Raw genomic sequence first — 26,965 nt, 5'->3', positions numbered from 1 at the left:
CCCTGACTGTGAACTAATACCACTAATTTCGCCGATAAAGATGAAAAAAGACTAATTTATGCCTTTAGATAAATTGTTCTTCTAATACCATTTGGTAAAAATAAAAGTGTAAAAAAGAACAGCAATCACAATGAGTTTTAGTATTTTCGATCTATTCTGGGTATTTTTAATCATCTCGTCTTTGCAACCACTATGGCAACGTCGCCAAACAGAATTTCGACGAGTTCGCGCTTTACAAGAATTCGAGCAAAATCGTCAAAGTCGAGTTATTTTACTAATTCACCGACAAGAATCTATCAGTCTTTTAGGAATTCCGCTAAGTCGCTATATTTCTATTGAAGATTCAGAACAAGTCTTACGAGCAATTCGTCTTACTCCTCCCAACGTCCCAATCGATCTTATTTTGCATACGCCAGGAGGGTTAGTATTGGCGACGGAGCAAATTGCTAGAGCCTTAATTCGTCATCCTGCCCAAGTTTCCGTCTTTATTCCTCACTATGCCATGAGTGGTGGAACAATGCTTGCTTTAGCTGCCGATGAGATTGTTATGGATCCCAATGCTGTTTTAGGCCCAGTAGATCCTCAACTAGGGAATATGGCTGCTGCTAGCATTATTAAAGTAGTCGAACAAAAACCCATCGCCGAAGTTGACGATCAGACTTTAATCATGGCGGATTTATCGCGCAAAGCCATCAATCAAGTACAACGTTTTGTGAGAACGTTACTTAAAGATGAAATTCCTCAACCCAAGATTGCACCAGAAAATATCGAAAACATTATAGATACCTTGACCACAGGAAAAATTACTCACGATTGTCCGATTACTGTAGAAGAAGCAACAGAACTTGGTTTGCCGATTACAGTTGGTTTGCCTAAATCTATTTACAAGCTGATGGAATTTTATCCTCAGCCTCAAAACATTCGTCCATCAGTACAATATATTCCCATGCCTTATAAACCTTATCCTTCTTTACCTGAAGGCAAAAGAACTAATCCTTGAGTAATATCAAGTATGGATAAACAGTTGAATTAAAACTCGCGCCCTAAAGGATATGCGAAGCGGTATCTCCAACTATGCGAGACAAGTGCTTTAGCACTAGCTTCGCGTCGCAAAGACGCAGAGGCGTTTATCCCGCTTAGTTTGAGCGCGAGATTCGGCGAATTCATTTCGCCTTGAATAATCGCGCTGTTGAGGCAAAGATTTTATTAGAAGTACATAAGCGGACTGAATATAATTACTGATTAATAATGGATCGTAGGCAGAGAGGAACGAAAAGGGAGATAGGGCTGATGATGCCTAGCGAATTCTTAATTTGACTCACGCTTTTGTCTCTTTAAAGACACTTACATCTTAGGTTTCTTAGAGCTTCTTAAAGTATCTGGCGACTGGGAATAGCCCGAAGCCTACCTTTTCATAGGTGTGGCGCGCTACCGCATGACCTGGATCGCCTCCAGTTTCAACCATAGCAATAGACATCCCAGCATCTTTCATCCAATCCAGAGCAAATTTTATCAAAGTAGTGCCAATACCTTGACCCTGAAAATCTGGATCGACAGCGACCATATATATTTCACCCATGCTGTCTTCTGAGTGTAGTTTTACTGCTATGAAGCCCACAGGAGAACCTGAAGCGATCGCCACCCAGACATTTGTGTCTTCCGCAGTGCAGACATCCTCGACAGCTTTTTGCTGGCTCACACGCCAATTATCGGGATAGAATACCTGGTACACATCAGGGTTCATCGCTTGCTGAATTGAATCAAAGACTGGAGTCCATGCCCGAAGTGAAAGACGAATAATAGTATCGAGTTGCTGAGGTTTGTATGGTTCAATTTGCATTGCGATCGAGTATGGGAGCAAATCGACGACTCAAAAAAGAAGCACCAGGTTGTTTGTCAGGCTCTCTAGTATACCACCAAGCCCAGGCTATCAAGACCCCTTGGAACGGTAGTCTGACCCAATATAAAATAGGAATGTGGGGAATTCCTTCGATGGGAATGGCATTAAATGTCTGATTAATATTGGCAGGAAAGACGGCAATAAACAAAGCAATTAAGCCCCAAGCTGCTGCTACACTTACATAAGGAATTAGTAAGCCAATTCCGCCTAAAATTTCAAAAAAACCGCTAATATAAACCAGTGCCAGGGGATTAGGAAGTTGAGGAGGCACGATGGTGACGTAAGGATCTGGTTTGGCAAAGTGAGTAATTCCCACAATAATAATGGCGACAGCTAAAACACCTCGGAGTATTTCTTTACGATTAAACATTCTCTTGATTAAACCCCAGCTAAAAAATTAATTTCATTTACTAGCCTGTTAAATTTTGAGTGAAAGAATCATCTATCAGAGGTTACAGCTTTTTATCAATCTCTAGCTAACGAACCACTGATACTCTGCTCAATAATAATATTTAGTCTTGAGCAAAAAGTCATCGGGCAAAAATTGTAAAATAAACCACAGATACTTTTTTAGCACCAGCAGCAACATAGTTATATGAGTAAGGGAACATTATTTGATAAAGTTTGGGACTTACATACCGTTGGGACATTACCTTCTGGTCAAACCCAGCTATTTATTGGTTTACATCTAATTCATGAAGTAACTAGTCCTCAAGCTTTTGCGATGCTAAGAGACAGAAACCTTCAAGTATTGTTTCCTGAAAGAACAGTCGCCACAGTAGATCATATTGTGCCTACAGAAAATCAGGCTCGTCCCTTCTCGGATGTGTTAGCAGAAGAGATGATTCAAGCATTAGAACAAAATACGCAAGATTACGGCATCAAATTCTACAATGTCGGTTCGGGCAATCAGGGAATCGTTCATGTAATTGCTCCCGAACAGGGTTTAACTCAACCAGGAATGACCGTTGCCTGTGGTGATTCTCATACTTCAACTCATGGCGCGTTTGGGGCGATCGCTTTTGGAATCGGCACTTCTCAGGTAAGAGATGTCTTGGCTTCCCAGACTTTGGCTTTGGCTAAACTCAAAGTGCGTAAAGTTGAAATTAATGGTGAGTTACCCCACGGTGTCTTTGCCAAAGATGTCATTCTGCATATTATTCGTAAGCTTGGTGTCAAAGGTGGTGTGGGTTATGCTTACGAATTTGCTGGCTCTACTTTTGCTGCGATGTCGATGGAAGAACGCATGACTGTATGTAATATGTCCATTGAAGGTGGTGCGCGTTGTGGCTATATTAATCCTGATGAAACAACTTTTGCTTATCTTAAGGGTCGCGATTTTGCTCCTCAAGGCGCTGCTTGGGACAAGGCAATTGATTGGTGGTGCAGTATTCGTAGTGATGATGATGCGATTTACGATGATGTAGTTCAATTTGCTGCTGCTGAGATTGAACCGACTGTTACCTGGGGGATTACGCCAGGACAAGGACTAGGTATTAGCGAAAATATTCCTGTTGCCCATGATTTACCAGAAGGCGATCGCGCGATCGCTGAAGAAGCTTATAGTTATATGAAGTTAACTCCAGGCACACCTTTGAAGGGAACTAAAGTCGATATTTGTTTTATTGGTAGCTGTACCAACGGTAGAATTAGCGATCTGCGAGAAGCAGCTAAGGTTGCTCAAGGACATCAGGTAGCACCAGCAGTAAAAGCTTTTGTTGTTCCAGGCTCAGAACGAGTTAAACAGGAAGCCGAAGCTGAAGGTTTAGATAAAATCTTTAAACAGGCTGGGTTTGAATGGCGTGAACCAGGTTGCTCGATGTGCTTGGCTATGAACCCCGATAAGCTACAGGGAGATCAAATTAGCGCTTCTTCTTCTAATCGCAATTTCAAAGGTCGTCAAGGTTCATCGACTGGTAGAACCTTACTAATGAGTCCAGCAATGGTGGTGGCAGCAGCTGTGAAAGGTCAGGTTGCAGATGTGCGGGAGCTATAGTACAAATGCTTCCGTCTTGATCTCGTCAAAATCATCGTTCAAATCTCTCGGCGGTACAGCGTTTTGCCCATCTTTACGGCTAAAACCAAAATGCCAGCCCATAGAATTTTTGCCCCAACCTGCAAGATCTTGGAACACTTTATGAGACTGGCTGAGGTACTCATTATTTTTGCTTATTCTGAGTGTACATCTCAGCCTTTCTTTTCTCTGATTTTTTCGTCGAACTCACGTTTATTAAGGTAGGTAGCTAAATTTTGATGAAATTCTGTGTAGTTTACCGATTCCCTAAATTTGAGTACATATTTTAGTACTTAAATTATACTCTCGATTTTTACCCACATTATTTAGTCAAAACAGCGATCACAATTATTTAAATTTAGAACGGATCGATTAATTAATTTATGAACAATATATCTAAACCAGATCCTGTTCGTTTAGAAATATTTAAAAACCTCTATCAGTTTATTGCCGAACAAATGGGCATCGTGCTGCAAAATACGGCAGCCTCAGTCAATATCAAAGAAAGACTAGACTTTTCCTGCGCCATCTTTGATGCTTCTGGTTCATTAGTCGCTAATGCACCCCATATCCCTGTTCATTTAGGCTCAATGAGTGCCAGCGTCACCAGCTTAATTAATCAAGTACAGGATGAAATTAAACCAGGAGATGTGTATCTATCTAACAATCCCTATAATGGCGGGACACATCTACCCGACGTAACCGCCATCACACCATTATTCCCCCGTCGGGGCGAACAACCGTTTGCCCAAAAACCCATTTTCTACGTTGCCTCACGAGGACATCAGGCAGATATCGGCGGAATTACTCCAGGTTCAATGCCTCCCCACAGTACCAAGATCACAGAAGAAGGAATTTTATTTGATAATTTCTTACTGGTAGCAGCAGGTAACTTGAGAGAAGATGCAGTTAGAGAAATACTGACTAACCATACCTATCCTGCCCGTAATATTCCCCAAAACCTAGCGGATTTTAAAGCGCAGATTGCAGCGAATAATCGTGGGGTTACAGAACTCTTAAACATGGTGGCGAACTATGACTTAGAAACCGTGCAAGCCTATATGCAGTTTGTTCAAGATAATGCCGAGTTAGCAGTTAAAGGCGCGATCGCTACTTTAAATGATGGCCAGTTTAGCTATGCTATGGACAATGGTGCAGTAATCCAGGTGAAAGTAACTATTGACCGAGATAATCTTCGGGCAGTAATCGATTTTACTGGTACATCACCCCAGCAAGCAAGTAATTTTAATGCCCCTGCTGCTGTAACTCAAGCTGCGGTTTTATATGTCTTTCGGACTTTAGTAGCTGACCCTATTCCCTTGAATGCAGGCTGTTTAAAACCCCTCGATATTATTATTCCTCAAGGCTGTATGCTCAACCCTATTTATCCTGCTGCGGTGGTTGCGGGTAATGTGGAAACTTCCCAAACTATTGTCGATGCCTTGTATGGCGCATTAGGCATCATGGCAGCTTCTCAAGGTACGATGAATAATTTTACCTTTGGCAATCAACGCTATCAATATTATGAAACCATCTGTGGTGGTTCTGGTGCGGGTGATGGGTTCAAGGGTACTGATGCGGTACAGACTCATATGACTAATTCTTTGTTAACCGATCCTGAAGTTCTGGAATCTCGTTATCCTGTAATCTTAGAAAGCTTTAGTATTCGCGAAGGTAGCCAAGGCAAAGGGCAATACTCTGGGGGTAATGGAGTAGTGCGGAAAGTCCGCTTTTTAGCGCCAATGACGGCAGGGATACTATCAAGCCATCGCGTTGTTCCTCCTTTCGGTTTAAATGGTGGGGAAGCAGGGAAAGTAGGCAAAAATTATGTCATTCGACAAGATCGAACCGTTGAAGCATTAGACAGTACTGCCACAGTTGAGATGCAGCCAGGAGATACGTTTGCGATCGAAACTCCTGGTGGTGGTGGCTGGGGTGGGGATGGAAGTAGGAAGTAGGAAATAGGAAGTAGGAAGTAGGAGGTTTTTTGAATATATTTGGCGATCGCATTTTTATTAGAGGTTAAGAACTTTGGTCGCAGTTGATAACCTGAGAGATGCTATCGACCTGTAAAATTGGTGGTATATTTCTTTTTAAACATATTTTATGAACATACGTACTGTTTCTACGACTCCTTTTTCGGATCAAAAGCCAGGAACGTCAGGTTTACGTAAGTCTGTCACAGTTTTCCAAAAGCCTCATTATTTGGAGAATTTTGTGCAATCAATTTTTGATTCTCTTGATGGCTGCGCAGGTCAGACTATCGTTTTAGGTGGTGATGGGCGCTATTATAACCGCGAAGCAATTCAGGTCATCATGAAAATGGCTGCTGCCAACGGTATTGGGCGTATTTTGGTCGGTAAAGGCGGAATTATGTCCACCCCTGCTGCCTCGGCAATTATTCGTCAGTATAAGGCTTATGGCGGGATTATTCTTTCTGCTAGTCATAACCCTGGCGGGCCAAAAGGAGATTTTGGAATTAAGTACAATATTACTAGTGGAGGGCCAGCACCCGAAAAAGTCACTGAAGCAATCTTTGAGCGTTCTCAAGTGATCGATCGCTATAAGATTCTCGAAGCAGATGATCTCAACTTAGATAGACTCACGGTGACGCGCTTGGGAGAAATGAGTGTAGAAGTGATCGATCCTGTTGAACCCTATGCTCGTTTAATGGAGTCGCTGTTTGATTTTGAGAGTATTCGTCAGTTGATTAAGCAAGACTTTAAACTGTGTGTTGATTCTATGCACGCTGTTACAGGGCCTTATGCGAAAGATATCTTTGAAAAACGTTTGGGTGCATCAGGTTCAGTCTTAAATGGCGAACCGCTAGAAGACTTTGGGGGTGGACATCCCGATCCTAATTTGGTCTATGCCCATGATCTAGTGGAGATCATGTTTGCCGATAATGCCCCAGATTTTGGTGCAGCTTCCGATGGCGATGGCGATCGCAATATGGTTTTAGGTAATAATTTTTTTGTTACTCCCAGTGATAGTCTCGCTGTCTTAACGGCTAATGCGACCCTAGTTCCAGGCTATAAAGCTGGTTTGTCGGGAGTTGCCCGCAGTATGCCTACTAGTGAAGCGGTAGATCGTGTAGCGGATAAATTGGGTATTGCCTGTTATGAAACCCCGACAGGATGGAAATTCTTTGGTAACTTGCTAGATGCGGATCGAGCTACTCTTTGTGGTGAGGAAAGTTTTGGTACTGGTTCAAATCATGTCCGTGAAAAAGATGGGTTATGGGCAGTATTGTTCTGGTTAAATATTTTAGCGGTCAAAGGGGAATCGGTAGAAGCGATCGTTAAAGATCATTGGAAAACCTATGGACGCAACTATTATTCCCGTCATGACTACGAGGAAGTCGATAAAGCACGCGCCACAGAATTAATGACACGTCTAGGAAAAATGCTAGACAATATGGCGGGTAAAAGGTTTGGTAACTACGAAGTTAAATATGCCGATGACTTTAGTTACACCGATCCTGTCGATCATAGCGTGAGCAAAAACCAGGGTATTCGTATTGGCTTCACCGATGGCTCACGAATTGTCTTCCGTCTCTCTGGTACTGGTACTAAAGGAGCAACTTTAAGGCTATATGTTGAAAGCTATGAACCTGATGCGAGTAAGCATAACCTGGAAACTCAAACGGCTTTAAAACCTTTAATCGATCTGGCTCAAGGGATTGCTCAAATCAAAGAATATACCCAGCGTGATGAGCCTACAGTAATTACCTAAATTGCTTATAGCAATAGGCTAGACTTGATTGTCCAAACTGTTACATAAAAAAGCGCGATCGCCTTAGACTAGAAACCTAGTAGATTGTCAAACTTGTTTTGAGTAATGAGTAATGAGTAATAAGTAATGAGTAATAAGTAATAAGTAATAAGTAATAAGTTTTTAACCTACTACCTACTACCTAATCTCAATCCATCAATTCACAGTTGACGATCTACTAGTTATGCGATCGCTTTATGAGCAGGATCAAAATGATAGAATTTAAATCACACTTTTGATCCTGCCCACTCCATCTTCAGACGCTATGCAGGATAAATCCTCAGACGGCGGTTTGGCTCATCACCAAAGCTATCGGACTGTAGATGGTAATGTTCAATCAACTCATGCTGCATTTTACGTACTTTTGCCGATCTCGGCAGTAATTCTACAGGTTGACCTTGAGGAATGACGATTTGTTCTACCGCCAGTCTGGCTTCTTCTAGCGCCTCGATCTCGTCATCGCTGCCTGCTTTGCTAAACAGACGTAAATCTGTTGGTTCAGGAATGTTGGGATCGTCTAGGTTAAGAATTTGCCGAAAGATGCGCGTCACCTGGGGAATTGTATTTGCCTTGACTGTATAGATCGGTAGATGACGATCTCTGGCGATGCTGCGCAGTCGAGAATGATGTTTAATTTGCGATCGCAATGCCACCACCGCATCTGCTTCATCTAAATCTTTAGTCAACATGATTGGCAGATCCAACACCTCAATCACCTGATCGATCTGAGAGCGACCAATGCCATAAGCATAGATATATACGGGCCAGTCTTCTCCATTTGGGCCAGGGGTACGTATTTTTTGGCTATTTGGCTCTTTGGTTTGCCAAGAGCGTTCTAACATATTCTCAAAGTCAGAATTACCCCTTTGGTTACTTGCATTTAAAGCCAGAGGAGTCATTCTGCCAGATGCTCTTAGTCCTTGAGGATGCAAAGGTGTCACCCCATTAGTGTTTCTAGCAGGCAGTGGTTTAAATGGCGAAGAAGATTCTTCATGAATAATGGTCACCTCCCCACTATCATCAACGGTTCGGACTTGAGCAGGGGGTTCAATACCCCGCAAGAGGGTATCAATAGTAGCGGATACATCATCGTGGACGACCCAGCGCTGCCGTTCTAACATCTCGATGGCGATCGCAAAGGTGGGAGGTGCTTTTCGTTCTAAAACGGTCTTTTGAGTTCGGCGACGACGGGCTTCATCGTCACCCAGGGTAACACTTTGAATCCCGCCAACGAGATCTGATAGAGTCGGATTTTTAATTAAGTTCTCGACACTATTACCGTGAGCCGTCCCCACTAATTGCACCCCTCTTTCAGCAATAGTTCTGGCTGCTAAGGCTTCTAGTTCAGTCCCAATTTCATCGATGACAATTACTTCAGGCATATGATTCTCCACCGCTTCAATCATTACCTGATGCTGCAACTCAGGGCGAGCTACCTGCATCCGACGGGCGCGACCAATGGCGGGATGAGGCACATCACCATCTCCAGCAATCTCATTGGAAGTATCAATAATCACGACTCGTTTGCCAAAGTCATCGGCTAGGACTCTGGCAATTTCTCTTAAAGCCGTAGTTTTGCCCACCCCAGGTCGACCCAGCAAGAGAATAGACTGTCCTGTTTCTACTAGATCGCGAATCATCACAATTGTCCCGAAGATTGCCCGACCAATCCGACAGGTTAAACCAATGATGTCTCCAGTACGGTTACGAATGGCGCTAATGCGGTGCAGAGTTCTTTCAATGCCCGCACGATTATCGCTACTGAACATACCAACCCGTTCGATACAGTGTTGGATCTCATCTTGAGTTACTGGCTGATCGCGAATATAGACCGCGCGATCGCTAAAACGAGCTTCGGGTAATCTGCCTAAATCTAAAACCACTTCAATTAAATTATCGTTGTCTGACTCGATTTGCTCATCTAAATTGGCACGAATCGAGTCAGGAAAAATAGAAAGTAATTTGTCTAGGTTGTCGGTCACTTGCATCCGATGGGAAGCTATATCTGACTGCATTATGAAAGTATATTTGGTAATAAAAAATGAATAAATTTGGTAGAACAGAGACTAACTTTTAGCCGTTTTAATCTGGCTAACTAGTCCTTTAGCAGTGTCTACTGCTTGTTCTAATAACTCTCTGTTGTGTTCGAGCTTTAAATTAAGCTGATTCATCGGTTTATTTTTAATTGATTTAACTTGATTTAATTGCAGTGCAGTTTCTAACTGAGCGATAGTCGGTGCTAAAATTGCTCTGGCATAGCTGCCGTAGCCAATTCCCGCTAGGCTGGATATCGTACCCAGCATGTTTGCCTGTTTGAGTTTGCTTACTGTATAATCATTCGTTCCTCCCGCCAACTGAATATATCCAGGTAGTTGTGCCTGTAAAACTTTTTGAGCCAAGGAAATTGCTGCGTGGGTCGTTCCTTTGCCAATATCTCCACTCATTGAGCGTCCATCCGTCTGCCAAATTAGGGGACAGGGTAAAGGACTAATTAACTCATAAAGCGATCGCAAATATTCAATTACATTAGGTGCATCAGTACAGCTAATTGCCAATAGTTTCAGGTTGTCGATGATCGGTAAAATATTCTGCCAAGCCCGTTTAAAATCATCATAATGTCCTACCTGAGTATGAATCTCGATCGCGTCTACTCCTAAAGATTTGATTAAGGGTATCACCTCTGGCAAACAAGATATATGGGAATGGGTTGTAACTAAACTTTGAGGGCAAATCGGCTCACAACGTCCACAGCCATAACACAGGCTATCGATCACCCCTCCTCTATTTAAATCAATTGCATCCGCAGGACATACCTTCACGCATGGTTGAGGACAATCTGTTGGACATTGAGTCACATCAAACTTGGCTTTACGAAAATGAGGATCTTCCGCATCATTAACGCTAACCATCAACCACGGTGATTTGTCAGGTAATTTACACTTTAACTCTTCTTTGGCTACGGTAATTCCATCCTGAGCAGCAGCAATTACCGCAGGATCGGCAGCTACATCAATACAGTCCGCACCAGCCAAACTATAAGCTATAGCCAAACTGCGAACAGCAGGGAGATGTTGGTAGCTAGCTCCACAAATTAACTTGAACCAGCTACCCTCTTTTAAGGAATGTAAGGGATAGGATTGCATCACTCTTACATCGTAATAGTTTGTCAATCATTAGTGTTAGGAATTTTTTCAAAGCTCCTAATTCTCTATCCCAAGTTATTCTCTCTTACATTAGTAATTACTGATTACTGAACTCACCCTGTAACGGCATTTAATAAAACTTCAGCTAAAGTCAAGCCCTGCATATCTTCAATGGTAATGGTATCGACAATATCAAATTTAGCTCCAGCAGATTCTAACTGATTGTCTAGAGCCTTGAGAAACTGAGTTGCTTTACGGTCTTTGCCCACCTGAATCAGCGAAATAGCTAACTCCTCATCATGCTCAATTTGACGGGAAGCATCAATAATTACCCTCATTACGGCTTTATAATCATCAGGTTCACCATCGGTCACAACCACAATTGTTTCCCCATTAGCCTTTGCTTTTCCCGCTACTTTACGGTCAAAATAGTTATTTACCGCATCTGCCAAGACGCTAGCTAAATCTGTCCGCCCCATAGGATCGTTTTCCAGATAGATCTTCGCCACCTTGTCAGCGGTAACATTATCGTAGCGACGAAAACGACCAGAGAATAAATAAACCGTAATCCCGTCTGGGTCTACTTTTTCACATTCTTGAGCTAGAGCAAAAGTAGATTCTTGGGCAGATTCCCAACGAGTCTTGCCTCCAGGGCGATCGTTAATCGACATACTGCCACTTTTATCAATAATTAATGTATAGTCGCGATCTTCAACAATAGAACTATCCGCCATGATGTCACAATTTATTTGGTTCCAGTTTCAACCTACAGCCTATTACAAGCTTGAACTTAACTGTGTAAAATCAAAAATTTTCACAGATTTACTTAATACCCACAACTGAAAATAAAATTAAGTACATATACTCAATTTTATAAGTTAATTGTAAACAGATATTGCAAGCCTGGGAAAAATAGTTGAATATTCTACTTAATCTCAGAAACCTCCGCGATAATTGTAGGTAATTGAAAGCTCAACATATATACCTTTAGGAGATTTTTAGATGGATAATGCACTGCATAAATATAAAATGATCTGCACTTTAAAATTTGGTGATATCTATGGTCAGATAATTATCTGGCTAATTGTAATTTTTGTTAGCTTGGCAACCACTTTAGCTTTATGGAGCAGCACGAGACAGATTTATGCTTTAGCAACTGTGGGTATTGTTTTAGTTTTATCTTTGCCTTTCTTGCTGTTTGCCTTTGTGACAACCTTACTCAATCGAATTGAGTTTGTGCCGATGGAAGAAGAATTATTTAGTCGCCGAACTGTTGTTGGCCCTAATGCTCAAGCAACCAACTCAGAAACTGTGAACGCCAGTTAGTGTAAAAAAAATGGGAGATAAGTTAAGGAGATGCAACAAGCATTTATTATATCTTTATCTCCTCATCTTTTATCCTTCTATTCTGCTTAAGCACCCATCCCTGAATATTGTTTTAATCCTTTACGCCACAGCCAGCGATTAACAATTAAAAAAGCGATCGCCCAACTCAGCATAATGAGAACACTCTTACCAAATTCTACTGGTAATCCCATCAGTAATACGGCAGGGAAATGCATCATGTAGGGGAAAGGAGTCCATTCTACAACCTGCCTCACGCCAGCAGGAAAGACTTCCAAAGGGGCGATCGTGCCTGAAAGAAAGATATAAAACAGAAACCAGAATTGCTGGATCGCACTGGCTCTCTCTGTCCAAAAAGCCAGCATAGCAAAAGTATATTGAATTACAAAGGACAACATAAAAGATAGAGCGATCGCCATAATACCTAAGAAGATATTAGACAGTTGGGGAATCCAAGCTGCATCAGGATAGAGAACAAAAAACAATCCGCAGAATAAAGCAATTAGAGGAATACGAGTCATTTTTTCGGCTATGTGTCTGGCGACATGATGCCAGACAGGATCTATAGGTTGGAGTAGACGTAGTGATAGTTGTCCTTCAAGTACTTCTCGTTCAAATTCCCAAATTACCCAGACAGTCGTAAGCTGGCGCACGATAAAGACACTAAAGAAATAGCGCGCAAACTCTTGAGGTGTAAAATCAAAATTCCCTTTACTTGAGGCTTGAATCCATACTCCCATCAGAATAATGGGCAAAGAGTTAGATAATGCCCACAGAAATATTTCGGCTCGGTACTCCAGCATATAAGCATAGTGAGTTAACACGAGGGTTCTGGCTTTTCTGACGTTTAACATTTTTTTAAATCAGCAAAATTATGTTGTGAGAGCGATCGCCATTTTTTGACATGCTATTCAGGCTCTGATTCAATTGAAACAGTTTTATAGATAAACTAGCGCAAAGAGAAAAATTGTGAAAAAAATAATTAATTTGCTCTTGCTATTGTTTTTAGCGACAGTTGGTAGTTATCTGGTGACAGAACATCCAGTTTATTCGCAAACCGAACCAAATATAGAGCAGCAAGCGGATTTTCAACAGCACTTTGAAAGCCTGGGCGTGAACGGCTCAATTATGATTTACGATCTCAATCAAGATCGTTTCTATCAACATAATCGCGATCGCAATGAAACTCCTTTTCTTCCCGCTTCCACTTATAAAATTCCTAATTCTTTAATTGCTCTAGAGACTGGAGTAATCCAAAATGATGTTGATGTTCTGACTTGGGATGGGATTGAAAGAGGTTTAGGCGATACTCTTATTGACGAATGGAATCAAGATTTGAACATGCGTCTAGCTTTTAAATATTCGGCTATTTGGTTTTATCAAGTTCTGGCTCGTAAAATTGGTCATCAAAGGATGCAGGATTTTGTGACCAAAATTCAATACGGAAATCAAAATATTGGTGGCAAAGAGGATATCGATAAGTTTTGGTTGGAGGGAGAATTACGCATTACACCTCGACAGCAAATTGATTTTCTCCGTCGTCTCCAGCAAAATGAGCTGCCTTTTGCTCAAAAAAATATCGATCTAGTTAAAGATATTGCGATCGCCGAACAGACATCTAACTATGTACTGCGGGTTAAAACTGGAATAGTTGATTCTGTCACACCCCAAATAGGTTGGTACGTGGGTTATTTAGAACAAAATAATAATGTTTATTTTTTTGCGACCAATATTGATGTTGTCACCGACGAAGATTTAGCAGCACGGTTAGAAGTTACTAAATCGTGTTTACAGGATTTAGGGCTACTTTAAGATTTAATCGGCATTGGTAAATAGAGGTAGGATTTTTAATTTGGCTGCAAGCTAGTTAAATCAAAAGAGCTAAAAGCTAATAGCGCAGCGCGTAGCGCAGACCGCCTCTAGGAGGCTGGGAAGCTCCGCTTCCGCGCTGAAAGCTGCGAACCGAAACACTTTGTAAATCATACATTCAATTACTAACGCCATTTAATCCTTCGGTTAACGTATTTGCAGAAAAAAAAACGCGACCTAGTAAAGATTTAGATCGCGGTTGTAAGTTGTTGGATAGATAATTACTAGTTACTATTTAGCTGTACTGTTCTTCTGTATCTAAATCAAACAGCATTTGCAAAGAACGTAAACAGTGACGACGAGCTTCAATATCCTGTTGCGCTTTTAGTTGTACCATCGGCTCATGCAGAATCTTATTCACAATACCTCTGGTTAAAGCCTCAATTACTTCTTGGTGCTTCTCGCCAAACTCTGAACCTAAACGAGACAAAGCTTTCTCCATTTCCTGTTCGCGGATACTTTCGACTTTGTTACGTAAACAGCTAATAGTTGGCACAGTTTCTAGCGATCGCCACCAGAGAAGATAGTTAGCCACTTCCTGTTCGATAATCACTTCGGCTTCCTGTGCCATCTGGCGACGAGTTTCTTGATTAGCTGCCACTACGGCTTTTAGATCGTCAACATTATAGGCGCTAACACAGCCAACTTCTTTAACATTAGCATCTATGTTACGGGGAACGGAAATATCTACCAGCATCAAATCTTTATCCAGAGTTAGATGATCCTCTAACTTAGCGCGGTCTAAGATTGGCTGAGTTGCTCCTGTACTAGTAAATACTAGATCGGCAGTGGCGATCGCCTGCATCATTTCTCCTAGGGGATAGATCTGAATTTCTACTTGGGAAAATTGACTACAAAGTTCTTGCGCTCGACGATGGGAACGATTGACAATCGCAATCTTAGTGACACCTTTGGATAACAGATGTTTTACCAGCAGATGAGCCATTTTTCCCGCACCAACAATCGTCACGCTGTAGTCAGGCAAATTGTCAACTTTGGTATGGACTAATTCTACTGCTGCCGAGCTAATTGAAACTGCTCCTGTACCGATGCTAGTCTCGCTGCGAACTCTTTTGCCTGTAGAAATTGCCTGTTTAAATAAGCGATCTAATAACCGACCTAAACCTTTATATTTTTGCCCCAGCTTGTAAGTTTTTTTGACCTGAGCTAGTATTTGTCCTTCCCCTAATACCAAACTCTCTAAGCCTGCTGAGACACGCATGAGGTGGCGCAGAGCATCTTCTCTTAGGAGCGTAAACAGATTAGGGCGTAATTCTCTGAGGGAAATTTTAGCTTTATCTGCTAAAAACTGGCTAATTTCTCGGACACCTTGCTCTAGATCTAGCGCTACACCATATATTTCTAGACGGTTACAGGTACTGATAATCGCTATTTCTTGAATATGGGGATAGCTTTTGAGCAGGGCGATCGCTTCTTCAATCTGTGCTTCGGGAATGCTGAGTTTTTCGCGGACTTCTACGGAGGCAGTTTTATGACTTAAACCAACAACTACAATGTTCATTATGTTTTTTGCAAATTTTGCTTTAATTCAGTTATCAAACGGGGAAAATCAAAGCAAAATTATTGTTTATATCTAACGATTTTTTTTATTAAGTTTTATTAGGCGGAAAGTAGGTACGAAAAAGGCAACAGCAGAAGATATCTCTTTTACTAATTGCCTTTTACCTAATCAATTTATACCCTGTTTACCATGTCAAGTATCTGCTTTTTTAATCAGGGTTTACATATCTTTAGCTATTATTTAAATCATGACTTTAAGATACTGACTAAAATTAGCTAGCTGATTATCTCAATTGTAGAGATTTTGGCTGGTTAAGCATGTGTACTGTATCTACAAAACGAGCAGTTTTTGACTGAGATGAGATAACTAAGCTCTGAGTTCTCGCACCATCTTTAAAGAAGCGCACGCCGTTCATTAAAGTACCAGGAGTAATACCACAAGCAGCAAACAGTACTGTTTCACCGCTAGCAAGTTCTTCCGCACCATAAACTTTATCTGGGTCATTGATACCCATTGAACTTAGTCGCTCTAGGTTACTTTCTTTGCTTTCACCAATCAGACCAGTTTTTACTACACTAGGATCGTAGATTAACTGTCCTTGGAAGTGTCCACCTAAACAGCGCATTGCCGCCGCTGAAATTACTCCTTCAGGTGCAGCACCAATACCCATCAAAGCATGAATATTTGAGCCAGAGAAAGCACAGGAAATAGCAGCAGAAACATCACCATCGGCAATTAATCTAACTCTTGCCCCAGCATCTCTAATTTCTTTAATTAAACTTTCATGGCGAGAACGATCCATCACCACTACCACTAAATCTTCAATTGAACGATTGAGGCAGTCTGAAAGAATCTTGAGGTTTTCTGTAGCAGATTTGTTAATATCTACATGACCTCTAGCTAATGGAGGTGCAGCCAGCTTTCTCATGTAAAAATCAGGTGCAGCGAATAATCCGCCTTTCTCCGCAATGGCTAAAACTGCCATCGAACCATTCTGTCCATAAGCAACGAGGTTAGTTCCCTCGCAAGGATCCACGGCGATGTCAATCTCAATTAACTCATCGGGATTACAAAAGTTCTTCGCATCGGGACGAGTACAAATACCTACTTCCTCACCGATATAAAGCATCGGCGCATCATCTCGTTCTCCTTCCCCGATCACAATTCGACCACGCATGTTAATTTTGTTCATGCGCTCACGCATTGCTTCCACTGCTACTTGATCGGCAGTATCTTTTTCTCCCTTACCCATCCACTTGGCAGAGGCGATAGCAGCTTGTTCTACTACCTCAATAATTTCTAAACCGAGGGTTGTTTCCAGCAAGGTTTTCCTCCCTATTTGCTTGTTGTTAAATTTTTGTTAAATAGCGATCTCTCAAGTCCAAAGTCTACCAGAGAGAGGTATCTCTCTAATAATTATTAATTTTTAATAAGCTCTGAATATAGCTTCAGTGTTCATCTCAAAAATCTTGTTGGTTTGTAATTTACAACAAGGCAAAATTTTACAATGACGTTAAATGACTTTTAAGAAATAATGAGTTTTCGCCGTTCAGTACGTATTTTAGTATATTTTGTGACAAAAAATTAAGCTGAAAAACTAGTGTTTTCTGGCGATCGAGCAGTTGAAATAGTAAAAAGCCGTAGCAATAGTCATCAAATATTAATAAAATATTTAGCCCAGCTACTTTGATGAAGATTCATAGCTAATCTATAGAAGTTAGTATTTTGATTCACTTAAGCGTAGAATAATTATTTCATGACATCCCACGAATTTCTCACCTTAGTTTTGCTGCTTAGTCCTGGCATGGCCTTATCTGTATTGCTGATGCTCACTTTTGCCAAAGGTGGTTAATCTTGCACAGTGGATTTAAGAAGTGAATTTAATCGTTAATTTGACATGAGAAATCTGTCGTCAGCTTTTAAGTCTGACACCGAGTTAGGCTAATGGGCGATCGCCGTCAAGTCAAATCAACAACCAAGATGTAATCTAGTTACTGAGATTCATCACTTAAAGAGTGGTTAGGCAGATTAGTCAGACTTGCTTCCAAATTCATTCTCTTTTCCATCTGACACAAAAAGTAGCCTGTCATCATTGCTGAAGCTAGCAAGTGAGCTAGATTTTCTCGATCGGTAGTGATTTTGACGTTGAAGTCTCCAGAAGGCAACATACCCACTAATCCTTGGACGTTTTGAGAAATAATTTGTTTAACGTCTGGACTGGCAGAGGCAGCAATTTGAGCGAGAACTTCAGGGTGTTGCTGACGCAAGTACTGCATCAGAGTGTTGTAACTGTGTTCTTGCGTTTCAGAATTAAGAAAATCAAAATTAAATATCATTCGTTACCCAGATAATGGATGTACGTTACTTATACTTTGACACAGTACCAGGGGCATCCGCTAGTAGAGCAGAAGGTTAAAAACAGCTAGGAGATAGCCAGATTGTTAATTTCAAAGTATTGGTGGAATTTATTAGTCACTTCGAGCCAATAAGAGCGACCATCAGCCTGTTCTCGTTTACGCACAAACCCTAACTGTACTAACTCAGCTACCTGTTGATAGGCGCTGCTACCCCGTAGATCGATTAATTCAGTCTGCAAAATTGGGTTTCTTAAGGCTACTGCGGCTAAAGTTCTCAAGGCTCCTTTGCCTAGTTCAGCGGGAACTAATTCTTGCAGCAGATAGGCATAATCATCTTTAAGCTGTAAACTATAGCCTGCTTCGGTTTCAATAATTTCTAAAGCACTATCTCGATGGGCATAGTCATTCATCAGTTCAATGATGCCATCTTCAATCAATTCGCGATCGCTTTCGGATATTTTACTTTCACCCTCTTTTTCGTGAAGACAAGCGTGTATTTCCTCAATTGAAAGGGGTCTGCTTTTAATATAGATAATCGCTTCGATTTTGGTAGATAGTTTCATGATCTTGGCTGGGGATGAAAGAATGTTTTGCTCAATCAGATTTTATCAAAGGGAAAAAATGACCAACAGGGCCATTACCTCCACCAATATCTAAAGAATGTTCTAAAGCATTAGTGACATAATTTTTGGCCTTAACTACCGATTGCCACAGATTTTCGCCCAAAGCTAAGTTAGCACAGATTGCTGCGGAGAGAGTACAGCCTGCACCATTAGTATTTTTAGTGACTACAGTTTGATTAAATAGGGTTTTAATTCCTTGGCCATCATACCAAACATCCACCCCTTGCTCATCCCCTGACAAAGCACCACCTTTAGCCAAAACTACTGTTTTACTAGCCTGATAAATGGCGATCGCTGCCTGTTTAAGTTCATCCAGATTATTGACAGTCAAACCGCTGAGAATCTCTGCTTCATAACGATTAGGAGTAACGATTAAAGCCTGGGGAATGACTAACTCTTGTAAAGAGGCGATCGCCAGATCGTCAATCAACTTTACTCCTGTGCGGGAAACCATGACAGGATCGACAACTAACTGCTGCCAGTTTTGCTGTTCAATCTGCTGGGCGATCGTCGTGATAATTGTCGAATTTAACAACATTCCAGTCTTGACTGCACTTACTGCTAAATCGCTCCCTACAGCATCTATTTGAGCCGTAATTAAGGACTCACTCATCTGGGCCACCTGGGTTACCCCAATCGTGTTTTGTGCCGTGACACAAGTTACCACACTAGCACCATGAACACAGTGCATGGCGAAGGTTTTCAGATCTGCCTGAATCCCCGCTCCGCCACTACTATCCGAACCAGCGATCGTTAAAGCTACTTTAGTCAAGATTTTCCTTACCTGGGAAATGAGCTTCAGCTTGAAAGTGGACAAGAGCTTAAAGTGCAGCTCTCATTACTCTAAGAACTAGCTTAATTTTTAGGAAACTGTTTCCGTTTCAAGAAATCAGGAATTTCGATTTTACCGCTATCTCTATTTAACCGATTGCGATCGGGCTGTGATGCTGCTGGTATACCCTGAAAAACGTTGTTTGATTCTGCTTGCGGTTCTTCTAAATCAAGTTCTTGGGTTTCACCATCGAATCCTGTGGCAATCACGGTAATTCTTACTTCTCCTTCCATGGTGTCATCAATTACTGCACCAAAGATAATGTTGGCGTCTTCATCAACTACTTCATAAATGCTATCAGCAGCAGCATTCACTTCATGGAGAGTCAAATCATATCCCCCAGTAATATTAATTACCACTCCCTTAGCGCCATGAATCGATGCTTCTAACAAAGGAGAAGAAACCGCAGCCACCGCAGCTTCCCTAGCACGGGATTTGCCAGAGCCTAAACCAATACCCATCAAGGCTGAACCTGCATCGGCCATAATTGCTCTTACATCGGCAAAATCGACATTGATTAAACCAGGAATGGTAATAATATCGGAAATACCCTGTACACCTTGGCGCAAAACATCATCTGCTACACCAAAAGCTTCCTGCACTGGCGTTTCAGGCGAAATAACTGACAGTAATTGATTATTGGGAATCACAATTAGAGTATCCACTCGACTCCGAAAAGCATCAATACCTTTTTCTGCCTGTTTAGTGCGTCTTCTACCTTCAAAGGTAAAGGGTCGAGTTACCACTCCCACAGTAAGACAACCCATTTCTTTCGCTACTTCAGCAGCAATTGGTGCTGCTCCTGTTCCTGTACCACCGCCCATGCCAGCGGTAATAAAGACTAAATCTGTATTTTCCAGCGCATGAGCTATTTCATCTCTTGACTCTTCAGCTGCTTTTTGTCCAATCGCAGGATTTCCGCCAGCACCCAAGCCTCTAGTGATTTTTTGCCCAATCTGTAGTTTTTGAGGCGCCATGGCATTATCTAGAGCTTGAGCATCCGTATTTATTGCCCAAAACTCGATCCCCGACACCTGACTTTCAATCATGCGGTTTACGGCATTGCAGCCACCACCGCCCACGCCCATGACTTTAATCTTAGCGACATTACTCGGCACTATTTTATTACTCCTAATTTCTTCTTTGGGAATCTGAGAACTATTATGACCCTTGAAAGGTATTCCCATACTGCTACCTAAAGAGTTGTTTCCTAAAGCGGTGGGTAAATCGGAACGGTTGTAGTTAATTTCATTATTGAGAGTATTAACGTTTTTTTTGTTTAAAGACATGGGCGTACATCCAGGTTTCCGCGCTTAGTTTTCTAATCCAGAATTCAATTTGGTAGCTTAACTCAATTTATTATCATCTGGGTATTTTATTCTAGGAATAATATTAAAGTTTTCGTAATTATTAAACAGATTTGATTAAGTATCATCCAAGAAATTACGGAAGATAAAATAAAAATTACTTAAAGTATCCGTGTATATACTTATCTTGTCAAAAGATTTTACTTAAAGTTAGTACTTTTGAATTGAATTTACTTCAGGATTACTTAAGTCAATGTAAGCAATTTCGCTCTTTTTAAGCTGTTTTGGCAAATTCTTTAATTTTGAAATAATTTTAAACTGTTGTTCCAAGTAAGAGGACTCTGAACCCAGAAAAACTCGTCCTATTTTCGTATCTAAAAATATCCCCCCTGAAGCCTGCCAGTCGACCTCGGAGACTTCTAGTTCAGGATAAAGAAAAATTAATTGATATATTTGCTGCCAAGTTTGTGACCACTCTATTTGATAGTTAGTTACTTTAAGATTTGGTAAAGGAAAATCGGCTTTTATACTACTATAAAATTTTTGCGCGATCCATTCTCCTTGAGAATTTAAAAATCCTACTTCCCCTTGAGATGTAGCCAAAGCCACGGGAGTCTTTTCTTGAAGAGAAATAGTAATTAAAGGAGGAATAATTTGCTTGTTAACTTTTGCAGCTTCAACTGAGGGAATAGATTCAATTTTTTGGGCTAATTCTAAACCATTGATCGACCAAATATACTGGGGATAGCTTAATTTTAAAGCTTGATAAATTGCCTCTTCACTGACTAACGTTTTACCATTTACTCTAACTTGATTTGATGCTTTAATTTGCGAATTTGGTAAAATTGCTGCTAGACCAAGACCCATAGTGCAAAAAATTAGGCAGCAAGAACGCCAGAGCGAAAGCTGAGTTAACCGACGCTGCTGAAGTTTTACTAGAGCAAGCTTAGACTGTAGCTGTGGCGGAGGAAATACACTCATGAGAAAGAAACCATAGTTGGAAACAGCACTGGGGTAATCTCTGATGATTGAGCTAAGATATTAATGGTTTAATTGATTTAATTAGCAATTATATTAACTGCTATATCTAAAATATGCTAGTAAGCTAAATTGAGGAATGGATCGGGTGGGGAAGATCGGTACAAGATATTATCGCCAGCTTAAGATTGTTAAATGTAAATTAAAATGTAGATTTAAATGTGATTTAAAATGCGATCGCCCAAATTCTAAATTCTAGTTGCTCCCTGATTAGTGATGTCTCCCCTGAATTCACCAAACTTTTAGTTTACCTGTGGTAAATTAGACTTCTAATTAATAAAAATTTTTGCTCACATTATTATCTCTGCTAACGTTTAGGTTAAGCTTTGCCGTTTTAGGAGTAATTTTGGCTACATTTATTATATTTTTAACGTATGGTAATGACAAAAAGAGGACTGATTTTGGGAACCACGGCGGTAGCTCTATCGACAGTAGCAGTTACTGGTGCAGGAATTCATTTGTCTCAAAGTCAAGCTTTGATTCAGAGTGGCCCGAAAGAGACAATTGATGAAGTATGGCAAATTATTAACTATCAGTATGTAGATAAGACTTTTAACAATATCGACTGGTCAAAAGTTAGACAACAATATATCAAAAATGCTTCTTACCAAGGTCAGGAAGATGCTTATAAAGCAATTCGTGAAATGTTGGGCAAGTTGGAAGACCCCTACACGCGCTTTATGAATCCTGAAGAGTTTAAAAATATGCAAATTGATACTTCAGGAGAATTAGTTGGGGTAGGGATTCAAATCTCTGAAGATAAAAAAACAGGTCGATTAATCGTGATCTCGCCCATCGAGGATACTCCTGCTGCTGAGGCGGGAATTGTAGCTCAGGATTTAATCCTAAAGATTGATGGCAAAGATACAAAAGGGATGAACGTCAATGATGCTGTGGATCTAATTAGAGGGGAGCAAGGCAGCCAGGTTACTTTAACGATTGAGCGCAATGGTCAAGAACGAGATTATGACATCATTCGCGAAAAAATTGAAATTCATCCTGTTAAAGCGAGCCTTAAGGATACAGAATTAGGTAAAGTTGGCTATATTCGCCTCACTACCTTTAACGAATATGCTGCTAGAGATATGCAGAAGGCAATCAAACAACAAGAACAGGCAAATGTAGTTGGTTATATTTTAGATCTGCGCTCGAATCCTGGTGGTTTGCTTTATTCCAGTATCGATATTGCGCGGATGTGGATCGATCGAGGTACGATTGTTTCCACCGTAGATCGCCAGGGAATTAGCGATCGCGAATCTGCGACTAACAAAGCTTTAACTGATAAGCCATTAGTGGTTTTAATCGATGGTGGTTCGGCTAGTGCCAGCGAAATTCTCTCAGGTGCGCTCAAAGATAATAAACGGGCAACATTGTTAGGTACAAAAACTTTTGGTAAAGGTTTAGTCCAGTCAGTTCGTCCTTTAGGTGATGGTTCAGGGTTAGCAGTAACGATCGCTAAATATCTTACTCCTAATGGTACAGATATTAATAAAGCGGGTATTCCTCCTGATGTGGTGGTTAAGTTAGATCCAGCTCAGCTACAGAAACTTTATGGTAGCGATCGCTTTGGTACTAAGGAAGATATACAATTTGTCAAAGCACTTGATGTTTTAAATAAAAATATTCAGGCGCAACAATCAGCTGAACCTCAAGCCGTTAAATAAAGGAGCTATAAGCTATAAGCTTTTTAATTAAATAATAAAATAATTTAATTAGCGGATAAACTACTCAGGTTGACATTTCCCCGCTCGAATTAGACCAATCTTTTTGGCGATTGCTTCTTGTTGGCTACTATATGAACCCCATTGTTCTTGCTCTGGGGTTTTTGTCTGTTGGCGCTCAAACTGCGTTACCTGACAAGTTCCATCTTCTTGTTTGATTACGTACCAAAATTGCTGTGCTGTACTCATTTGCCACTCAATAGCGATAAAAAAAGGCGATAAAAAAGGGGCTTTTAAACTGCCCCTAATTCTGATATTTTAGATCGTCAATACTATTCTGAGTCGCTACCGCCAGGATTACGAGAAGGATCGCTGGAGAGAAAACCAAAAATAAATAGTCCGATAAAGAAAAAGACGGTGATGTACACCACAATTTTAAGAGTAGCCATGTTAATTCGCTCCTGATAAATCTAAATAAATGGACAAAAATATTAACGAGTGTTCATGTTTCAAAATTTAGCCCAGCAACTGAAAATGTTATGGGTCGTAGTCCACTTTAGCTAACAGCAAAACGTAAACGAACAAAAATTTATTGAAACAAATATTGCGTAATTATTAAATCATACCCGATCGCTATACTTTAATTCGATTTTTCTTCGGGAATCAGCTCCAGGCTTTAAGCTATATAAATATCAATCTTTATTTGTGATACTACTCTAAACTCTCAGTAATAGTAATCTATATGGCGGATCAATCACTTCAACTACTGCGAACTCCTCTATACCAATTGGCTTGGGAACAAAAGGCAAGATTTACGGCTTTTTCGGGTTGGGAAATGCCTGTACAGTTTTCAGGATTGAAGCTAGAACATGAGGCGGTACGCTCTGGGGCGGGAATGTTTGATATTTCTCACATGGGCAAATTTAGTTTTCTGGGCGATCGCTTAATTGATGCCTGGCAAACTTTAGTCCCTTCTGATTTAAGTCGTCTACAGCCTGGTCAAGCAATGTATTCAGTGCTGCTAAATCCTCAAGGAGGAATAATTGATGACATTATCTTTTATTATCAGGGAACAGCAGGAACTCAACAGCAAGCAACTGTAATTGTTAATGCGGGGACAAAAGATAAAGATAAGGCTTGGATTTTAAGTCATCTAAAAGATAGTTCGGTGGAAATGCAAGATCTTTCTCAATCCCAGGCTTTAATCGCGCTCCAAGGGCCGAAAGCTGCCCAAATTCTGCAAGAACTAACCACCACAGATCTTACTTCCCTAAAAGCATTTGACCATCGCACTGTAGCTATTAATGGTTCATCGGCATTTATCGCTCGCACTGGCTATACAGGAGAAGATGGCTTTGAAATTATGTTAGATCCAGAGGCAGCACAACAGCTATGGAGATCTTTACAGCAAGCAGGAGTTACTCCCTGTGGATTAGGCGCTAGGGATACTTTGCGTTTAGAAGCAGCAATGAGCCTCTATGGACACGAAATTAATGAGACGATTAGTCCTCTAGAAGCTGGCTTAGGTTGGGTTGTACACCTCAAGGATAAAGGTGATTTTATTGGACGTTCGGTATTAGAGCAACAAAAAGCCACAGGAGTTAAACGCCGTCTAGTAGGACTAGAAATGTCAGGTAGATATATCGCTCGTCATGGCTATCGGGTTATCTTTGATGGGGCAGCCGTGGGAGAAGTTACTAGTGGTACTTTAGCGCCAACAGTGGGTAAAGCGCTCGCCCTGGCTTATGTTCCTACCTCTCTTAGCAAACCAGGACAGACTCTAGAAGTCGAAATTCGGGGTAAAAACTATCCTGCTACCGTAGTTAAGAAACCTTTTTATCGCGCTTCTCATCGGTAGGGAAGTAGGGAATTAGGGAATTAGGGAATTAGGGAATCGCCCCTGCTTATTCAATCCAATCTTTTGCCCTGGCAACCGCTTTTGACCACATAGCAAAGTTTTCCTGTGCCTGGGCTTGTCCGATACCTGGCTCGATCTTTTCTACTTGGCGATCGCTAACTAACTGCTGATAGTCAGACCAAAAGTTAATGGTTAATCCTGCACCAAAGGCTGCACCTTGGGCGGTAGCATCAAGCATTTTAGGGCGCTCTAGGGTCACTCCTAAGACATCTGCCTGGAACTGAGTCAAAAAGTTATTTTGCGCTACTCCACCGTCAATTTTCAGTAGGGTAACAGGACTATCGCTATCTTGATTAACAGCATCAACCACTTCTTTTACCTGATAGGCGATCGCTTCTAGAACTGCCCGCACCATATGTTCTCGTTTCACACCACCTGTAATGCCCATAAAAGCTCCCCTGGCTTTCATATCCCAGTGAGGCGCACCTAAACCGCTAAGAGCAGGGACAAAGTAGACTCCGTTGGTATTTTCTACCTGATTAGCTAAAATTTCCGTCTCCGCAGCATTTGTAATCAACTGCAAGCCATCTCGTAGCCACTGAATCGAAGCTCCTGTAGTAAAGATTGCTCCTTCCAGGGCATAGTAAGTTTGTGCTGGAGTACTCCATGCCACCGTGGAAAGAAGCCGATGATTTGACCTGGTTATGGTTGTTCCCGTCTGCGCCACGATGAAACATCCCGTGCCATAGGTACACTTAACTAGTCCAGGGCGATCGCAGCCGTGGGCAAATAAAGCAGCCTGTTGATCGCCAAAGATAGCCGTAATCGGAATTTCTACGTCTAAAATACGGCGATCGCTATTGCCAAAGATACCCATACTAGGTTTAATTTCAGGCATAATCTGACGGGGAATTTTAAATAGTTCCAGTAAAGACTCGTCCCAGTCTTGCGTATCGAGATTCATTAACATGGTACGGCTAGCATTACTTACGTCTGTGGCGTGAACTTTTCTACCTGTTAAATTCCACAATGCCCAAGTGTCTACTGTTCCAGCCATTACGTTATCCCAGTTGGTATCGGGTTGATGCTCCTTAACCCAATCAATTAGCCAGCCTAACTTAGTCGCCGAAAAATAAGCATCCAAAACCAAGCCTGTAGTTTGTTCGATCATTTCCGCTTTGCCTTCGGCTCTTAGGCGATCGCAGCGATCGGCAGTACGGCGATCCTGCCAGACAATGGCCTTATGTAGCGGTTTACCTGTAGTTTTATCCCAGAGTAAGCAGGTTTCTCGCTGTACCGTTAGACCAATTGCCGCAATCTCTTGCGGGTTTACTTTTTTCTCGGTAATCACCTGCTGAATACAGCTACTAACAGCTTGCCAAATTTCAGCTGCATCGTGTTCTAACCACCCTGGTTGGGGATAATATTGCGTTAATTCCTGATACGCCTGACCAACAACATCCGCCTGGCGATTAAATAAAATAGCTCGATTGCCTGTAGTACCGAGATCGAGAGCGAGAATATATTTACTATCGGTCATAAAAAATACCAAAATTCTGCTTATTGTTTAGGTTTACAGCAAAGTTTTGGTTAAAAAACATTATCTTAAGTTTTTTTAGCAATTTTGACATCCATGTTACGCAAATACATAATAAATTGCTAATCCAGCCAAAAAAACGGAGCAAGTTACCACTTACTCGCAAAAATAATATTGTGACTGTTA

General features: G+C 41.2%; 25 protein-coding genes. 8 read left to right on the top strand and 17 right to left on the bottom strand.

Annotated elements, in window-relative coordinates; all coding sequences use genetic code 11:
* Window positions 1-130: 130 nt before the first annotated feature.
* Complete coding sequence (locus tag KME09_08465; GenBank protein MBW4533960.1) at window positions 131-1,000, top strand: hypothetical protein; 870 nt, start codon at window positions 131-133, stop codon at window positions 998-1,000.
* Between the two features lie 360 nt (window positions 1,001-1,360).
* Here the strand turns inward: KME09_08465 and KME09_08460 are convergent, their stop codons facing one another.
* Both KME09_08460 and KME09_08455 read right to left on the bottom strand, forming a co-directional pair.
* Window positions 1,361-1,840 (bottom strand): GNAT family N-acetyltransferase, encoded by a 480-nt coding sequence (locus KME09_08460; protein ID MBW4533959.1) that lies wholly within the window; start codon window positions 1,838-1,840, stop codon window positions 1,361-1,363.
* Complete coding sequence (locus tag KME09_08455; protein ID MBW4533958.1) at window positions 1,830-2,270, bottom strand: DoxX family protein; 441 nt, start codon at window positions 2,268-2,270, stop codon at window positions 1,830-1,832. Before KME09_08455 ends, KME09_08460 begins: the two co-directional genes overlap by 11 nt.
* A gap of 225 nt (window positions 2,271-2,495) precedes the next feature.
* On the opposite strand from KME09_08455, the gene leuC reads away from it, so the two are divergent.
* Window positions 2,496-3,896, top strand: a complete 1,401-nt coding sequence (gene leuC / locus KME09_08450; protein MBW4533957.1) for a 3-isopropylmalate dehydratase large subunit — start codon at window positions 2,496-2,498, stop codon at window positions 3,894-3,896.
* Here leuC and KME09_08445 read toward each other — a convergent pair.
* Window positions 3,891-4,034 (bottom strand): transposase, encoded by a 144-nt coding sequence (locus KME09_08445; protein MBW4533956.1) that lies wholly within the window; start codon window positions 4,032-4,034, stop codon window positions 3,891-3,893. The two genes, leuC and KME09_08445, sit on opposite strands and share 6 nt — an antisense overlap.
* A gap of 263 nt (window positions 4,035-4,297) precedes the next feature.
* Between KME09_08445 and KME09_08440 the strand changes: the two genes are divergently transcribed.
* On the top strand, window positions 4,298-5,872 hold the full coding sequence (locus tag KME09_08440) for a hydantoinase B/oxoprolinase family protein (GenBank protein MBW4533955.1): 1,575 nt from the start codon (window positions 4,298-4,300) through the stop codon (window positions 5,870-5,872).
* 148 nt (window positions 5,873-6,020) lie between these two features.
* Entirely contained in the window at window positions 6,021-7,649 is a 1,629-nt protein-coding gene (locus KME09_08435; protein MBW4533954.1) for an alpha-D-glucose phosphate-specific phosphoglucomutase, read from the top strand.
* A 302-nt stretch (window positions 7,650-7,951) separates the two neighbouring features.
* Here the strand turns inward: KME09_08435 and KME09_08430 are convergent, their stop codons facing one another.
* From KME09_08430 to KME09_08420, 3 genes are all read right to left on the bottom strand, one after another.
* On the bottom strand, window positions 7,952-9,703 hold the full coding sequence (locus KME09_08430; GenBank protein ID MBW4533953.1) for an AAA family ATPase: 1,752 nt from the start codon (window positions 9,701-9,703) through the stop codon (window positions 7,952-7,954).
* A gap of 51 nt (window positions 9,704-9,754) precedes the next feature.
* Window positions 9,755-10,831: a 4Fe-4S ferredoxin gene (locus KME09_08425; GenBank protein MBW4533952.1), complete on the bottom strand. Its 1,077-nt coding sequence runs from the start codon at window positions 10,829-10,831 to the stop codon at window positions 9,755-9,757.
* Window positions 10,832-10,944: 113 nt separating this feature from the next.
* The gene (locus KME09_08420; protein MBW4533951.1) at window positions 10,945-11,565 is read right to left on the bottom strand and encodes a VWA domain-containing protein; all 621 of its coding nucleotides are present in this window, start codon (window positions 11,563-11,565) and stop codon (window positions 10,945-10,947) included.
* Between the two features lie 268 nt (window positions 11,566-11,833).
* On the opposite strand from KME09_08420, the gene KME09_08415 reads away from it, so the two are divergent.
* On the top strand, window positions 11,834-12,157 hold the full coding sequence (locus KME09_08415) for a hypothetical protein (GenBank protein MBW4533950.1): 324 nt from the start codon (window positions 11,834-11,836) through the stop codon (window positions 12,155-12,157).
* 86 nt (window positions 12,158-12,243) lie between these two features.
* Here KME09_08415 and KME09_08410 read toward each other — a convergent pair whose 3' ends face one another.
* Complete coding sequence (locus tag KME09_08410; GenBank protein MBW4533949.1) at window positions 12,244-12,978, bottom strand: ABC-2 family transporter protein; 735 nt, start codon at window positions 12,976-12,978, stop codon at window positions 12,244-12,246.
* A gap of 166 nt (window positions 12,979-13,144) precedes the next feature.
* Between KME09_08410 and blaOXA the strand changes: the two genes are divergently transcribed.
* Complete coding sequence (gene blaOXA, locus KME09_08405; GenBank protein ID MBW4533948.1) at window positions 13,145-13,987, top strand: class D beta-lactamase; 843 nt, start codon at window positions 13,145-13,147, stop codon at window positions 13,985-13,987.
* Window positions 13,988-14,279: 292 nt separating this feature from the next.
* Here the strand turns inward: blaOXA and KME09_08400 are convergent, their stop codons facing one another.
* The 7 genes from KME09_08400 to KME09_08370 form a co-directional block, all read right to left on the bottom strand.
* Window positions 14,280-15,566 carry a glutamyl-tRNA reductase gene (locus KME09_08400; protein ID MBW4533947.1) on the bottom strand — a complete coding sequence of 429 codons (1,287 nt, stop codon included), beginning with the start codon at window positions 15,564-15,566 and terminating at the stop codon, window positions 14,280-14,282.
* A 283-nt stretch (window positions 15,567-15,849) separates the two neighbouring features.
* Window positions 15,850-16,887, bottom strand: a complete 1,038-nt coding sequence (gene glpX, locus KME09_08395; GenBank protein ID MBW4533946.1) for a class II fructose-bisphosphatase — start codon at window positions 16,885-16,887, stop codon at window positions 15,850-15,852.
* Window positions 16,888-17,557: 670 nt separating this feature from the next.
* The gene (locus tag KME09_08390) at window positions 17,558-17,902 is read right to left on the bottom strand and encodes a DUF760 domain-containing protein (GenBank protein ID MBW4533945.1); all 345 of its coding nucleotides are present in this window, start codon (window positions 17,900-17,902) and stop codon (window positions 17,558-17,560) included.
* Between the two features lie 86 nt (window positions 17,903-17,988).
* Entirely contained in the window at window positions 17,989-18,486 is a 498-nt protein-coding gene (gene scpB / locus KME09_08385; protein ID MBW4533944.1) for an SMC-Scp complex subunit ScpB, read from the bottom strand.
* Between the two features lie 31 nt (window positions 18,487-18,517).
* Window positions 18,518-19,318 carry a bifunctional hydroxymethylpyrimidine kinase/phosphomethylpyrimidine kinase gene (thiD, locus tag KME09_08380; GenBank protein ID MBW4533943.1) on the bottom strand — a complete coding sequence of 267 codons (801 nt, stop codon included), beginning with the start codon at window positions 19,316-19,318 and terminating at the stop codon, window positions 18,518-18,520.
* 83 nt (window positions 19,319-19,401) lie between these two features.
* The gene (gene ftsZ, locus KME09_08375) at window positions 19,402-20,667 is read right to left on the bottom strand and encodes a cell division protein FtsZ (GenBank protein MBW4533942.1); all 1,266 of its coding nucleotides are present in this window, start codon (window positions 20,665-20,667) and stop codon (window positions 19,402-19,404) included.
* Between the two features lie 228 nt (window positions 20,668-20,895).
* Window positions 20,896-21,666: an FtsQ-type POTRA domain-containing protein gene (locus KME09_08370; protein ID MBW4533941.1), complete on the bottom strand. Its 771-nt coding sequence runs from the start codon at window positions 21,664-21,666 to the stop codon at window positions 20,896-20,898.
* Between the two features lie 431 nt (window positions 21,667-22,097).
* On the opposite strand from KME09_08370, the gene KME09_08365 reads away from it, so the two are divergent.
* Window positions 22,098-23,387, top strand: coding sequence for a S41 family peptidase (locus KME09_08365; GenBank protein ID MBW4533940.1), 1,290 nt, complete (start codon window positions 22,098-22,100; stop codon window positions 23,385-23,387).
* 60 nt (window positions 23,388-23,447) lie between these two features.
* Here KME09_08365 and KME09_08360 read toward each other — a convergent pair whose 3' ends face one another.
* Both KME09_08360 and KME09_08355 read right to left on the bottom strand, forming a co-directional pair.
* Window positions 23,448-23,633 carry a hypothetical protein gene (locus KME09_08360; protein MBW4533939.1) on the bottom strand — a complete coding sequence of 62 codons (186 nt, stop codon included), beginning with the start codon at window positions 23,631-23,633 and terminating at the stop codon, window positions 23,448-23,450.
* Between the two features lie 83 nt (window positions 23,634-23,716).
* Window positions 23,717-23,833, bottom strand: a complete 117-nt coding sequence (locus KME09_08355) for a photosystem II reaction center protein I (GenBank protein ID MBW4533938.1) — start codon at window positions 23,831-23,833, stop codon at window positions 23,717-23,719.
* 293 nt (window positions 23,834-24,126) lie between these two features.
* Here KME09_08355 and gcvT point away from each other — a divergent pair, with 293 nt between their 5' ends.
* Window positions 24,127-25,242, top strand: coding sequence for a glycine cleavage system aminomethyltransferase GcvT (gene gcvT, locus KME09_08350; protein MBW4533937.1), 1,116 nt, complete (start codon window positions 24,127-24,129; stop codon window positions 25,240-25,242).
* A gap of 46 nt (window positions 25,243-25,288) precedes the next feature.
* Here the strand turns inward: gcvT and glpK are convergent, their stop codons facing one another.
* Complete coding sequence (glpK, locus tag KME09_08345) at window positions 25,289-26,782, bottom strand: glycerol kinase GlpK (GenBank protein MBW4533936.1); 1,494 nt, start codon at window positions 26,780-26,782, stop codon at window positions 25,289-25,291.
* Window positions 26,783-26,965 lie beyond the last annotated feature (183 nt).

Source organism: Pleurocapsa minor HA4230-MV1 (assembly GCA_019359095.1).
Taxonomy (GTDB): domain Bacteria; phylum Cyanobacteriota; class Cyanobacteriia; order Cyanobacteriales; family Xenococcaceae; genus Waterburya; species Waterburya minor.
Note: the sequence above shows the minus strand (reverse complement) of the source record. Positions and strands in the feature narration are given on the sequence as shown.